This is a genomic window from Streptomyces sp. NPDC048462 (assembly GCF_043200175.1).
In the GTDB taxonomy this organism is placed as follows: Bacteria; Actinomycetota; Actinomycetes; order Streptomycetales; family Streptomycetaceae; genus Streptomyces.
In genome coordinates this window covers 536,630-550,000 of the sequence record NZ_JBICXG010000002.1, presented here as the reverse complement: position 1 = coordinate 550,000, position 13,371 = coordinate 536,630, and the positions used below count along the sequence as shown (strand labels likewise).

At 70.9% G+C, this 13,371-nt stretch carries 12 protein-coding genes; 4 read left to right on the top strand and 8 right to left on the bottom strand.

Annotation, left to right across the window (positions count from 1 at the left end; all coding sequences use genetic code 11):
- Positions 1-215 precede the first annotated feature (215 nt).
- The 8 genes from ACGFU6_RS05595 to ACGFU6_RS05560 all read right to left on the bottom strand — a co-directional run bounded on the left by ACGFU6_RS05595 (position 216) and on the right by ACGFU6_RS05560 (position 10,125).
- Positions 216-1,673, bottom strand: coding sequence for a catalase (locus tag ACGFU6_RS05595; protein ID WP_393608215.1), 1,458 nt, complete (start codon positions 1,671-1,673; stop codon positions 216-218).
- 257 nt (positions 1,674-1,930) lie between these two features.
- Positions 1,931-2,830 (bottom strand): 2-hydroxy-3-oxopropionate reductase, encoded by a 900-nt coding sequence (locus ACGFU6_RS05590; RefSeq protein ID WP_393608214.1) that lies wholly within the window; start codon positions 2,828-2,830, stop codon positions 1,931-1,933.
- A gap of 61 nt (positions 2,831-2,891) precedes the next feature.
- Positions 2,892-3,731 carry a TIM barrel protein gene (locus ACGFU6_RS05585; protein WP_393608213.1) on the bottom strand — a complete coding sequence of 280 codons (840 nt, stop codon included), beginning with the start codon at positions 3,729-3,731 and terminating at the stop codon, positions 2,892-2,894.
- A gap of 167 nt (positions 3,732-3,898) precedes the next feature.
- A complete protein-coding gene (locus ACGFU6_RS05580) occupies positions 3,899-5,332 on the bottom strand; it encodes a cellulose binding domain-containing protein (protein WP_393608212.1) in 1,434 nt (477 codons plus the stop codon).
- Positions 5,333-5,372: 40 nt separating this feature from the next.
- Positions 5,373-6,965 carry a beta-N-acetylhexosaminidase gene (locus ACGFU6_RS05575; protein WP_393608211.1) on the bottom strand — a complete coding sequence of 531 codons (1,593 nt, stop codon included), beginning with the start codon at positions 6,963-6,965 and terminating at the stop codon, positions 5,373-5,375.
- A gap of 30 nt (positions 6,966-6,995) precedes the next feature.
- Positions 6,996-7,835, bottom strand: coding sequence for a carbohydrate ABC transporter permease (locus ACGFU6_RS05570; protein WP_393608210.1), 840 nt, complete (start codon positions 7,833-7,835; stop codon positions 6,996-6,998).
- On the bottom strand, positions 7,832-8,815 hold the full coding sequence (locus ACGFU6_RS05565; RefSeq protein WP_393608209.1) for a carbohydrate ABC transporter permease: 984 nt from the start codon (positions 8,813-8,815) through the stop codon (positions 7,832-7,834). Before ACGFU6_RS05565 ends, ACGFU6_RS05570 begins: the two co-directional genes overlap by 4 nt.
- A 41-nt stretch (positions 8,816-8,856) precedes the next feature.
- Positions 8,857-10,125: an extracellular solute-binding protein gene (locus ACGFU6_RS05560; protein ID WP_393608208.1), complete on the bottom strand. Its 1,269-nt coding sequence runs from the start codon at positions 10,123-10,125 to the stop codon at positions 8,857-8,859.
- Between the two features lie 256 nt (positions 10,126-10,381).
- On the opposite strand from ACGFU6_RS05560, the gene ACGFU6_RS05555 reads away from it, so the two are divergent.
- The 4 genes from ACGFU6_RS05555 to ACGFU6_RS05540 all read left to right on the top strand — a co-directional run bounded on the left by ACGFU6_RS05555 (position 10,382) and on the right by ACGFU6_RS05540 (position 13,236).
- Positions 10,382-11,221, top strand: a complete 840-nt coding sequence (locus ACGFU6_RS05555; RefSeq protein ID WP_393608207.1) for a GntR family transcriptional regulator — start codon at positions 10,382-10,384, stop codon at positions 11,219-11,221.
- 134 nt (positions 11,222-11,355) lie between these two features.
- Positions 11,356-12,525, top strand: coding sequence for a lactonase family protein (locus ACGFU6_RS05550; RefSeq protein WP_393608206.1), 1,170 nt, complete (start codon positions 11,356-11,358; stop codon positions 12,523-12,525).
- 85 nt (positions 12,526-12,610) lie between these two features.
- A complete protein-coding gene (locus ACGFU6_RS05545) occupies positions 12,611-12,862 on the top strand; it encodes a hypothetical protein (protein ID WP_363071400.1) in 252 nt (83 codons plus the stop codon).
- Positions 12,859-13,236, top strand: coding sequence for a helix-turn-helix domain-containing protein (locus ACGFU6_RS05540; protein WP_393608205.1), 378 nt, complete (start codon positions 12,859-12,861; stop codon positions 13,234-13,236). Before ACGFU6_RS05545 ends, ACGFU6_RS05540 begins: the two co-directional genes overlap by 4 nt.
- Positions 13,237-13,371: the final 135 nt, after the last annotated feature.

The following is a 13,371-nucleotide window of genomic DNA, read 5'->3' as shown; positions in this document are numbered from 1 at the left end:
CGTAATCCGTACTCCACGCCCTGGTTCAGGGAATGACAGGGGCCGCGGCGGAGGGCGACGGGGGCGGGGGTTTCCGGCTCCTTCAGGTCAGGAGACGGGACCTCCACCCACACCACCGCACTGGCGTCGCACAACCGCCGCGGCCTCGTCCTGCCCGCACCCCGCGCAACCCCTCATCCGGGCGGGCGCAGCGTGCGGGCAGGGCCTTGGGGAGGCTAGTCCTCGCGCAGGGCGCGGACGGCCTCCTCCACGCGCTTGCCGTACTCGGCGTCCGCGGCGTGGAAGTGGGCGAGGTTCTTCTCGATCACGTCGTCCCGGGTGACCTGGGACAGGCCGCCCGCGATGTTGGCGATCAGCCGGCCCTTCTCGTCGTCCGACATCAGCCGGTACAGCTCGCCCGCCTGGAAGAAGTCGTCGTCCTTGTTGTGGGCGGGCGCCTCGTGGGTGCCGGTCCAGCCCTGGACGGCCATCGGCGCGGAGAACGCGGAGTCCGTCTGGCCCGGGCCCGCGTACGAGTTGGGCTCGTAGTTCTTGTCGTGGCGGGCGCCGTAGCGGGTGGCGTGCAGTCCGTCGCGGCCGTAGTTGTCGACGACGGCCTTGCGCGGGGCGTTCACCGGCAGCTGGGTGTGGTTGACGCCCAGGCGGTAGCGGTGTGCGTCCGCGTAGGCGAACAGCCGGCCCTGGAGCATCTTGTCCGGGGAGGGACCGATGCCGGGGACGAAGTTGTTCGGGGAGAACGCGGCCTGCTCGACCTCGGCGAAGACGTTGTCCGGGTTGCGGTCCAGCACGAGCCTGCCCACCCGCTGGAGCGGGTAGTCGCTGTGCGGCCACACCTTGGTCAGGTCGAACGGGTTGAAGCGGTAGTCCGCGGCGTCGGCGGCCGGCATCACCTGCACGTGCAGGGTCCAGGACGGGTTCATGCCGCGCTCGATGGCCTGCAGCAGGTCCGTCTGGTGCGAGGAGGCGTCCTTGCCGACGAGCTCGGCGCCCTGGTCGGCGGAGAGCGAGCGCACGCCCTGGTTGGTCTTGAAGTGGTACTTGACGAAGAAGGCCTCGCCCGCGGCGTTCGTCCACTGGTAGGTGTGCGAGCCGTAGCCGTTCATGTGGCGGTACGAGGCGGGGATGCCCCGGTCGCCCATCAGCCAGGTCACCTGGTGCGTCGCCTCGGGGGCGTGGGCCCAGAAGTCCCAGACGTTGTCCGGCTCCTGACGGCCCGTGAACGGGTCGCGCTTCTGGGAGTGGATGAAGTCGGGGAACTTGATCGGGTCCTTGATGAAGAACACCGGGGTGTTGTTGCCGACCAGGTCGTAATTGCCCTCGTCCGTGTAGAACTTGAGGGCGAACCCGCGCGGGTCGCGTACCGCGTCCGCGCCGCCGAGCGAGTCGGCCACCGTCGAGAACCGGATGAACGTCTCGGTGCGGCGGCCCACCTCGGAGAGGAAGTCGGCGCGGGTGAAGCCGGTGACGTCGTCGGTGACCTCGAAGTAGCCGTACGCGCCGGAGCCCCGGGCGTGCACCACGCGCTCCGGGATGCGCTCCCGGTTGAAGCGGGCGAGCTTCTCCAGGAGGTGACCGTCCTGGAGGAGGATCGGGCCACCGACGCCGGCGGTGGCGGAGTTCTGGTTGTCGGCGACCGGGGCGCCTGACTCGGTCGTAAGCACGCGCTGCGTCATGGTGTCGGGGCGACCTTCCGTACTGGAGCTGCTGAACTGCCACGTCCCTTGGCTCCAGGAGCGTAAGTACGCTCCGAACCCGACGTCAACAGTTTGTTGAAATTCGTGGTGGAGAGGTGTTCCGGACGGCGCCGGCGCCTGGGCGCGACAGGACAGGTGTCAGCGCCGACGCCGTCCGGAAGTCTGTGGGGCCGGGGGGTGGGCACCCGGCGAAGGTGGTGCCGGCCGGGCCCGCGGTGGGGCCCGGCCGCATCGGATCAGTCCTTGACGGGCTGGCCGGACAGGCGCTCGACCGAGCGCAGCAGCGCGGAGTGGTCCAGGCCGCCGTCGCCCTGCGCACGCAGCGAGGCGACGAGCTGGGCGACGACTCCGCCGACGGGCAGCGCCGCACCGACGTTGCGGGCGGCGTCGGTGACGATGCCCATGTCCTTGTGGTGCAGGTCGATCCGGAAGCCCGGGGCGAAGTCCCGGTTCAGGAAGTTGTTCTTCTTGCGGGTCAGCACGGTCGAGCCGGCCAGCCCGCCGTTGAGGACGTCGAGCGCGGCGGCGAGGTCGACCCCGGACTTCTCCAGGAAGACGACGGCCTCGGCGCAGGCCTGGATGTTGACCGCGACGATCAGCTGGTTGGCGGCCTTCACCGTCTGGCCGGAGCCGTGCGGACCGCAGAGCACGATGGTCTTGCCGAGCGCGTCCAGCACCGGCTTGGCGGCCTCGAAGTCGGCCTGCTCGCCGCCGACCATGATCGACAGCACGGCCTCGATGGCGCCGGCCTCGCCGCCGGACACGGGGGCGTCCAGTACCCGGAGGCCCTTGTCCTTCGCGTTCTTCGCGAGGTCCACGGAGGTCTGCGGGGTGATCGAGGACATGTCGACCAGCAGCGCGCCGCGCTTGGCGTTCTCCAGGATGCCCTCGGAGCCGTACGCGATGGCCTCGACCTGCGGGGAGGCGGGCACCATCGTGATGATCACGTCGGCGTCCTTGACCGCTTCGGCGATCGAGGAGGCGCCGGTGCCGCCGGCCGCGGCCAGCCGGTCGACCTTGTCCTGCTCCAGCGTGTAACCGGTGACGTCGTAACCGGCCTTGATCAGGTTCTCGGACATGGGCGAACCCATGATGCCGAGCCCGATCCACGCAACCTTGGGGAGGTTGTTGCTCATGAGGGTGCCTTCCGATAAGCGTGTGTACTGGGGCCGACGGGCCCCGGGGTGTCCGCCGTGCTCAGCGGGCGGCCCGCGCGGTGGCCGGGAGCCACTCGAACGACTCGGCGCTCGGCCGCTCGCCCGGCTTGTACTCCAGGCCGACCCAGCCGTCGTAACCGGCCTTCGTCAGCTCGTCCAGGAGCTGCTCCAGGGGGAGCGACCCGGTGCCGGGCGCGCCGCGCCCCGGGTTGTCCGCGATCTGGACGTGCCCGGTCTTGCCGGCGTAGGCGGTGATGACCTGGCTGAGGTCCTCGCCGTTCATCGACAGGTGGTACAGGTCCATCAGGAACTTCGCGTTGCCCAGGCCCGTCGCCGCGTTGATCCGGTCGACGACCTCGATCCCGGCCGGTGCGCTGACGAGCGGGTAGCTCGGCGACTCCGGCGCGTTCAAGGTCTCGATGAGCAGGACCGCCCCGACCCGGTCCGCCGCGTGGGCGGCGAGAACCAGGTTCTCCAGGGCGAGTTCGTCCTGGACACCGGGGTCCACGCCGTCGATCCGGTTGCCGTAGAGCGCGTTGAGCGCCTTGCAGCCGACCGAGGCGGCGAAGTCGGCCGCCACCTCGATGTTGGCGCGGAAGCGGTCCGACTCCGTGCCGGGCACGGAGAGCGCGCCTCGGTCGGGGCCGGGCAGTTGTCCTGCGTAGAAGTTCAGCCCCACCAGTTCGGTGCCGGCATCGTCGAGTGCCTTCTTGAGGGCGTCGAGCTCCGCCTGCGGAGGGGTGGGGGTCTCGATCCAGGGCCACCACAGCTCGACCGCCGTGAAGCCCGCCGCGGCCGCTGCCGCAGGGCGCTCCAGGAGCGGGAGTTCCGTGAAGAGGATCGAAAGGTTTACATCGAAGCGCTGGTCCGGGTAGCCCATGAGGGTTTCGGCGCTCCTTCCGTATTGCGGAAGTTAGTTTCTGCTTAACGGAAGATTGCCCGGCGGGTGGGCGGGCTGTCAAGGGGGTGCCCGAAATTGGGGCATACGGAAGGCGGGGCGGGGGCCCGTCGGCCCGTCCGCCCCGCCTCCTCGCTTCAGCTACCGGGTCACCCGGCCGGGACCGTGTCCTGGAAGGTGGTCCCCGCCGCGCGGTAGGCGCTCACCCGGGCGTTCACCTGTGCCGGGGTGAGGACCTGGTCCTTCACGTGCAGGACGTAGTCCACCTGCTGGTCGTACGAGCGGGGCGTCGTGCTCGTCTGCCCGGCCAGGTCGATCAGCCACTGGTTGAAGTTGATCGACATCCCGCGCTCCGGCAGATAGGCCGCCCCGTGGGTGCCGAACAGCTGCCCGTCGATGTAGTACGTGATCGCGCTGTCGTCGATGGTCACGACCAGGTCGTGCCAGCCGGCGTAGCTCTGCCGGGACTCGGTGTGCGCGTTGACCGCCTCCCAGGGGTCGGGCCGGTAGGTCTCCCACGAGGTCGTGTAGAGGATGTTGCCGCTCTCGCCCCAGCCGCCGTTGGGCAGGTACTCGAAGTCGTACTCGGCGTAGTCGTCGGCCATCGGCGCCTTGAGGTCGTTGATGGTGAAGAACGTCTGGACCAGGTGGTCGCCGTCGGGGCCGGAGACCGGCGCGTCGTTGAACTTCACTCGCGCCGCGTAGGTGCCGTTGCGGAACTTCATGGACTGGGTGAGGATCTCGGTCTGCTTCGTCGACTCGCCGCTGCCCGCCGTCGACGTCTCCAGGTTCATCACCGAGTTGCCGCTCTGGGCGGCGAACGTGACGTTCTCCGGGGCCCAGGTCGCCCCCGGCACGCCGGGACCGCCGGAGTTCGAGCGGACACTCCAGCCGTGGGCGGCTATCTGCGGATCGGTGTGGCCGCTGTAGTTGAAGTCGTCGAAGAGCGTGGGCGCGCCGTCCGGCGGGTCGGTCGGGTCTGTGGGGTCGGTCGGATCGGTGGGGCCGTTGCCCTGCGGGGCCTCGCCCCAGACCTGGGCCCCGCCCAGCCGCGCCGTCACCTTCGCCCAGTCGCCGTACGCGCTCGCACCCGCGCCGAAGGAGTAGTCGTCGCTCTGCACCAGCGGCTGCCAGTTCGACCGGTAGAAGCGCAGCTGCATGTCGCCCGTGTCGGCGCCCGGTGCGAGCGAGCCCGCGCCGGCGGTGAAGCCGATCTCCAGATAGCGGTCGGCGGTGGCGGTGGGCGAGGCGAGCGTGCCGAACGTCCCGGTGATGTTCGCGCAGCCCTTCACCGCCCAGGAGCAGGCGAACCGGTAGGCGTCGGCGGCCGCCTCGCCCTTGAAGTAGTAGCGGATCTTGACGTCGCTGAGCTGTACGGCCCCGCTGCCGGTGTTGCGCACCTTCAGCCAGGGCTCGCTCTGGTCGGCCGTCGCCCCGGCGGCGCCGGTGCGGTACTGCACGGCGAGCGAGCCGTCGGCGGCGCTCGCCGTCGACGGGACGGCGGCGAGCGCCGTACAGCCGAGGGCCACGGTGGCGGCGGCTGCGGCCACCGCACGGATTCGGCTCTTAGCGAGTGACTTCATGAACCTGTTCCTCTCCGGAACGGTCGTGGGGGAGTGGTGCCTACGGGGTCGGCGCTGTTCCTGGGGAGGGGGCCGCGAGCGGCCGGGGGACGAGGGGGCGGTAGCGGACGCCGAGTGCGTCGAGCCGCGCCGTGTGTCCGCCGAGGCGGGACAGGAACCCGGGCCAGTCGCCGCCGCCACCGGACCAGGCCCGGTCGGCGAGGGCGCACAGCCGGGGATAGGTCTGGTACTCGATCCGGTCCGGCGTGCTCGCGTACTCGGTCCACAACTGGGCCTGGGTGCCCAGGAGTCTGCCGGTCTCGGCCGCGTCCCAGTCGTCCGTCAGCGGCCGGTGCCCGTGCACCGCCCGCAGGTCGACCGGCGGGCCCGGCTGCGTCGCCGGTTCGCCGGGGTCCGGGGACTGGGCGTAGTCGAGGTAGGTGGTCCGGTGGTGTGCGGCGACGACGTGGTGGCCGCGGCGGGCGGCGGCGCGGGCTTGGGCCGCGCCGCGCCAGGTCATCACCGTGAATTCGAGGGGCAGTTCGGCCCCGGTCTCCGCCCAGCCGACGGGCCGCCTGCCCTGCTCGGCCAGGAACGACCCGATCCGGCCCATGAACCAGCCGTGCAGGGCGCGGGCGTCGGGCAGCCCCTCGGCGGCGGCCCGCTCCCGGGCGGCCGGGCTGTTCTCCCACTCGGTGGTCGGGCACTCCTCGCCGCCGATGTGGATGTACGGGGACGGGAAGACGTCCATGACCTCCTCGAGCACCGTCCGGCAGAAGTCGAAGACCTCCTCGTGGACGCCGAAGATCGTGTCGCAGACTCCCCAGCGGGTCCACACGCCCAGCCGCCGTGAGGGGTCGTTGCCCAGCTCGGGGTGGGCGGCGAGGGCCGCGCGCGCATGGCCGGGCATCTCGATCTCGGGCACCACCCGCACCCCGAGGCCCGCCGCGTAGCTCACCAGCTCCCTCAGCTCCCGCCGGGTGTACGCGCCCGAGTGCGGAATCCCGTCGTACGTCTCGGGGGCGCTGCCCGGCGGCCCGGACGCCGACTGGGTGCGGTGGCCGCCGATGCCGGTCAGCCTCGGGTACGCGGCGACGGGCATGCGCCAGCCCTGGTCGTCGGTGAGGTGGAGGTGCAGGGTGTTGAGCTTGTGCAACGCCATCAGGTCCACGTACCGGCGCAGGTAGGAGACCGGCTGGAAGTGCCGGGCGACATCCAGCATCGTGCCGCGCCACGGGTGCGCGGGCACGTCGCTGATCTCGACGCAGGGCAGCAGCCACGGCTCCTCCCGCTGTGCCACGTCCGACAGGGCCTCGGCGGGCAGCAGCTGCCGGATCGTCTGCACGCCGCGGAGCAGGCCGGGGAGCCGCGCAGCCCGCAGCAGCAGCGAGTCCGGGCCGATGGTGAGCCCGTAGCCCTCCTCGCCGAGCCCGCCGAGCTGCGGGTCGAGCGCCAGCACGACCCGGCCGGCGGCGGACGGGGCGAGCGGCAGCCCGGTGGCGGGGGCGAGCAGCGTGCGCAGCAGGTCGGCGGCGCTCTGAGCCCCGGGGTAGGCCCGGACGGTGGTCTCGCGGTCGAGGATGAACCGGCCGGGGCGGGGCGACACCTTGCTGGGCCGGGGGACGAGCGTGTGTTCGGGGCGTGATGCGGGCACGGGGTGCCTCCGGATTCGGGTCTGGGGCGGTCAGCCCTTGACGGCACCGGCCGCGAAGCCGGAGGTGACATGGCGCTGGAGCAGCAGGAAGACCACCAGCGCGGGCAGGGCGAACAGGGTCGAGGCGGCCATCGTGGCGCCCCAGTCGGTGCCGAAGGTGTTCTGGAACGAGGACAGCCAGACCGGCAGCGTGCGGCTGTCCTGGTGCTTGATGATCAGGAAGTTGGCGTAGGCGAACTCGTTCCACGCGGTGATGAAGCCGAACAGCGAGGTGGCCAGCAGCCCCGGTGCCAGCAGTGGCAGCGCCACCCGCCGGAAGGCGCCGGTCCTGGTGCACCCGTCGACCTGCGCGGCCTCCTCCAGCTCCGGCGGGATGGTGGCGATGAAGCCGCGCAGCACCACGATCGAGAACGGCAGCGTGACCATGAAGTAGACGAGGGTGAGTGTCGGCAGCCGGTCCAGCATGTCCGTGTCGCGGGAGATGATGTAGATCGGGATGATCAGCGATTCCCAGGGCGCCATCTGGGCGACGAAGACCATGAGCATGAACTGGCGCCGCCCCTTCCAGCGCATCCGGGCCACCGCGTAGGCGGATGCGATGGCGACCAGCAGGGCCAGCAGGATCGCGCTGAGCGTCACCAGGATGCTGTTGCGCCAGAACATCCCGAACCCGTCGGCCTGCACGGCCGTGCGGAAGTGGTCGAGGGTCCAGGTGTGCGGGAAGAGGTCCGGATCGGTGGACTGGATGTCGCGGGACGGTTTGAACGCGGTCGAGATCATCCAGTAGACGGGGAACAGGCAGACCAGGACGGTCACTACGGCGGCGGCGTTCAGCGGGATTCGCCGCGGTCTCGGGCGCAGCAGGGTCATCGGGTCTCGTCCTCCTGGCGCAGCATCTGGCGGAAGTACATGACGAGCACCCCGGACATCAGGACCACGGTGACCATCGAGGCGGCCGATCCCAGGTCGTAGCGCTGCCCGGCGAGGGCGGTCTGCACGGCGTACACGGGCAGGATCGTCGTGGCGTCGCCGGGACCGCCGCGTGTCATCACCCAGATCTGCACGAACGCCTTGAACGTCCAGATGACTTCGAGCGAGAAGACCAGCAGGAAGATCGGCCGCAGGATCGGGAAGGTGACCGAGCGGAAGATCCGGGAGGCGCTCGCCCCGTCCAGCCGGGCCGATTCGTAGAGTTCCGCCGGCACGGTGGTGAGGGCCGAGTAGATGGTGATCGCCGCGAACGGCACCGACTGCCAGACGATCAGCAGGACCAGGATCGAGAACGCGGCGGTGCCGTGCGCGAACCAGGGATAGCGGTCGAACGAGGAGAAGCCGGCCTCGGTCAGCAGCCGGTTGACGATGCCGAACTCGGAGTGGAACAGCCACTGGAAGACCGTGGTGGCCGCGATCACGGGCATGGCCCAGGCCAGCACCAGTGAGCTGAGCACCATCCCCCGGCCGAACCGGCCGAGCCGTTCGGTCATCAGGGCGACCAATGTCGCGATGGCCATGATCAGGGCGACGTTGATCGCCATGAACACGAAGGTGCGCCGGACCACTTCCCAGAACCGGGGGTCGGACAGCAGTGTGCGGTAGTTGCGCAGACCGACGAACTCCGCGTTGCCCACGATCAGCTGGCGCAGCCTGAAGTCCTGGAGCGAGATGAGCACGGCCCGCAGCAGCGGGTAGAGCAGCAGGTAGAGCATGCCGCCGACGGCGGGTGCGATCAGCAGGTACGGCCAGGGGCCGCGCGGCTCCCCGGCCCGCCGCCGGCGGGCGGGTGCCGGAGTGGGCGGTGCCGGCCGGAGCCGGGGTCTGGGGGGTGCGGTCCGTTCCCGGATGACCGACACGGCACGCCTCCTCTCGGTGGTCGGACGGGTGGCTGAGCGGGTCAGGACGCGGTGTTCATGGCCCGGGTGATGTCTTCGGAGGCCTTGGCGGCCTCCTTCGCCGGATCGCCGCCCGTGAGGACGGCGGCCATGTAGTCCTTGATCGGGTTCTCCGCCTCGACGGCCGCCCAGCCGGGCGTGTTGGGCGTCGCGTGGCCGTTCGCCGCACCGGCCGCCATAGCCGCCGCGCCCGGGTCGTCCGCCACCGCGGAGGCGAGGGTCGTCCGGTTCGGCACATAGCTCATGGCCACGGCCAGCTTCTTCTGCCAGGCGTCTGAGGTGAGCTCCTTGACGAAGGTGAGCGCCGCCTCCTGGTGGCCGGAGGCCGTGGGGATCACCAGGTCGGAGCCGCCGGTGAAGACGGCGCCCGGGGTGTCCGCGCTCGGTCCCGGGACCGGGAAGAAGCCGAGCTTCCCCTTGAGCTCCGCGTTCTTCTCGGCGACGATGCCGGCGCCGCCCGGGGTGGAGATCACCTGGGCCACATGCCCCTTCGCCATGACGTCGGCCTGCGGCGGATCGTCCTCGTCGGAGTCCCTCGGACCCTTGCCCAGCGCCTGGAGCTGCCCGTAGAACTTCATCCCCCGCAGCGCCTCCGGGGTGTCCAGGGCGCCCTTCCACTTCCCGTCGGACTCGGTGGCGAGGTCGCCGCCCTCGTCCCAGATGAACCCGGCCAGCGCGTACCACATCTGCCCGGGGAGGTAGATGCCCTGTGTGCCGCCCTTGTTGAGCTTCGCGGTGGCGGCGAGCCACTGCTCGCGCGTCTTGATCGCGGAGGCGTCGACCCCGGCCTTCTCGAACAGGTCGGTGCGGTAGACGACGACGCGGTTGGCCGCGTAGTACGGGATGCCGTACTGCTTGCCCTCGTACGCGCCCGGCTCGGCCAGCCCCTTGAGCCAGTCCTTGCCGTTCAGCTCGGCGACCTTGTCGCTGAGGTCGAGGAGCCCGCCGCTCTGGGCGAACTGCGCGACCTGGGTGTTGCCGCTCTCGATGACGTCCGGCGCGTCGTTACTGGCCAGCGCGGCGGTGATCTTCTCGCCGATGCCGTCCCACTCCTGGATCTGCACCCGCACCCCGATGTCGGGGTGCTGGGCCTGGAAGCCCTTCACGAACTCCTTCTGGAACTGTGCGGAGACGCTGTCGCGCATCAGCCACACGTCGATGTCCGTCCGCCCGCCACCGGATGTCCCGGTCGAGTCGGAGGACGAGCTGCAGGCACTGAGGACGGCGGCCATCACGAGCGCGGACCCACCGGCAAGCAAGCGGTACTTCACGGTTCACCTCTGGAGAACAACCTGACCACCTGACCAGTGAAGCCCACTGGACAGCTCACCTCTTGATGGTGGATGAAGGTGGCATAGACCAATGGGACCGTCAAGACCCTTGGTGGCAAAGGGCTTTGGCGATCTACGGGAAAATCGGCTCGCGAAGATTCGCGCAACAGCGGCTACAATCCACCTGACCAGTGGCGCAGTTGACGCAACTGGTTGCTCAACTGGTCAATAAGAGATGTGTCAGGAGGGGCATCACATGGACGCCGACGCACCGGGGACGGTGCTCAAACGGGAACGGGCCCGCGACGCCGTGCTGGAGCTGATCGAGTCGCGCAGGCCGGGTGACGCCATCCCCTCGGAGCGGTCCCTGTGCGCCACGCTCGGCGTCTCCCGGCCCACCCTGCGCGCCGCGGTCGACGAGCTGGTGGCCGCCGGGCTGCTGGTGCGCGAGCACGGCCGGGGGATGTTCGTCGCACCCGCGAAGATCACCCAGGAACTGATCTCGGCCGACCTGGCCCTGTCCGTCCCGCCGGCCGCCGGGGCCTGGTCGAGCAGGCTGCTGGAGTTCACCACCCTCCAGGCCGGGGCCCGGGTCGGCCGCAAGCTGCGCATGTCACCGGCCGCCGACATCGTGTACGTCGCCCGGCTGCGGCTGGTCGACGGCGCCCCGATGGCGATCGAGCACCTGCACATCAGGGCCGAACTGGTGCCGGGCCTGTCCGCCCAGGAGCTGGAGGACGGCGACCTGTACGAGCACCTGCGCGAGCGCCACGACGTGCACGTCCACGAAGCGGTCCAGGCGATCGAGCCGACCGTGGTGACCCGCGCCGAGGCCAGGCTCCTCGACGTGCCCGAGCTCTCCCCGGCCCTGCTCTTCGAGCGGCTGACCTCGGACACCGCAGGCCGCCCCGTGGAGTACGTGCACTCGCTCTACCGGGGCGACCGCTACCGGATCGTCTCCCGGCTGGCCCTCGGGCCCGCCGCGGCCGTACGGCCGGTCGAGGGCGGGCACCACCCGGGAATCCCGCCGGGCGACTTCGCCCACCGGGACCCGATCACCTCCTCCACCCGGGGCGACATCCAGTCCGGCGGCTGACGCCGTGCGCCCGCCGTTCCGCCCGCCCCTGCGTTGCATCCTGCGCAATGACCGATGCGAGTCTTGCGCCGCTCGTCGGGGAAGGCCACTGTGACTGACACATCCGACGCAGCCGACCCCACGAGGTGCCTCGCATGACCACCCCCACAAGCCGCCGCACCCTTCTCGGAGCACTCCTGGCGGGCGGCGCCCTCGCCGCCGCCCCCTCGCTGCCCCGCTCCGGACATCCGGGGCCGGCGGCGCGCACCGCCGGAGAGGCGGCGCGCAAGGCCGCGACGCTGTTCCTCGGCACCTACACCTCGACGACGCCGGGAGGCACCGGCATCGGTGTCGCCTCGTACGACCCGGCGGCCGGCACCATCACCGGCCGCACCGTCGTCACCGGCGTCGAGAACCCCTCGTTCCTCGCGCTGCACCCCACCGGCGCCACGCTCTACGCCGTCGACGAGCAGCAGCAGGGCGGTGTCACCGCGGTGGCGCTCGCCGCTGACGGCACCTTCCGGGTGCTGGCGACCCGGGACACCGGCGGCGCCGGCCCCTGCCACCTCTCCGTCCACCCCGGCGGAAATTGGCTGCTCAGCGCCAACTACACCTCCGGCAGCGTCGCCGTGCACCCCCTCGCCGCCGACGGCACACCGGGGGAGCGCACCGACCTGGTCGCCCACTCCACCCCCGCGCCCGGACCCGGCCAGGACGGGCCGCACGCCCACCAGATCATCACCGCGCCGGACGGGGACCACGTTCTCGCCGTCGACCTGGGCAACGACACGGTGTACACCTACCGGCTCGACGAGGACCGGGGCACCCTGGAGCAGCTCTCCCACGCCGCGCTGCGCCCCGGCGCCGGACCGCGCTCCCTCACCTTCCACCCCGGCGGCCACTACGCCTACCTGGCCTGCGAGCTCGACAACACGGTCGTGGTCTGCGGCTACGACCCCGCCACCGGCGCGCTGACCCCGGGCGACCCGCAGTCCACCGGAACGGGCGGCGGCACCAGCTACCCCGCCCAGCTGCTGATCACCGGGGACGGCCGCTTCGCCTACCTGGCCAACCGGGGGCACAACAGCCTCACCAGGTACGCAGTCGAGGACGGCGGGGCCACGCTGCGGCTGCTGGACACCGTGCCGGTGGGCGGCGACTTCCCCAGGCACATCGCCTTCTCGCCCGACGGGACGCTGCTCCTGGCCGCGAACCAGAAGTCCGGCACGGTCACGGTGTTCCGGGTCGACGCGGAGAGCGGCGCCCTGGAGTCCGTGGGGACGCCCTTCGCCGCGCCGGCGGCGGTCTGCGTGCTGCCGCTCTGAGGCCTGCGCGGGGGTGCCCGTCCGTTAGGGTCGTGCCCGAGCTGCGGGGGTTCCCCGCCGCGGCGACACGCACCATGGAGGCACCGTGCGCTTGAGAGTGGAGTTCACCACCGAGCCCTTCGATCTCGACGAGGCGCCGGCCCACGCGGTCGTCGCCCGCGAGGTCGTCCAGTCGGCCGATCTGGACGCGGTCGACGTCGGCCCCTTCGGCAACACGGCCGAGGGCGGCGCCGACGAGGTGCTCACCGCGGTGGACTCCCTCCTGCGCAAGGCCCTGGCATCGGGTGCCACCCGGGTCTCCCTCCAGGTCAACGTGATCGGGGAGGACTCCAAGTGACCGAGCCCGCGGACCACCCCCTCGTCGCCGCGGTCAAGCCGCTCGTCGACGCCATGGGCGCCGAGCTGCTCGGGCCGGAGCAGGCGCTCCCCGACGACGTCGTGCTGGCGTGGGAGGGCCTGGACGTCATAGCGGTCCGGCTGCCCCAGCTCTCGGACTCGCTGGATCACATCCTGGCCGCCATGGAGCGCCGGCACGGCATGCCGCTCGCCGAGCTGGACCGCAGGACCAAACAGGCGGTCGTCCGGACCCTGGAGGCACGCGGTGCCTTCTCCGTACGGCACGGCGTGGAGACGGTGGCGGGGGCCCTTGGCGTCAGCCGGTTCACCGTCTACAACTACCTGAACAGGGATATCGGCCCGAAGAACGAGTAGTTGGGTCCGCGGGCGGTCACGGTCCGCGCAGCGCCACGGAAGGCCGTCGTCCGGATCATCGGGCGACGGCCTTTTACATGAACGTAATTTCAACAAAGTGTTGACGTGGTGTTGTGGAAGGCGTTAGCTATCCGC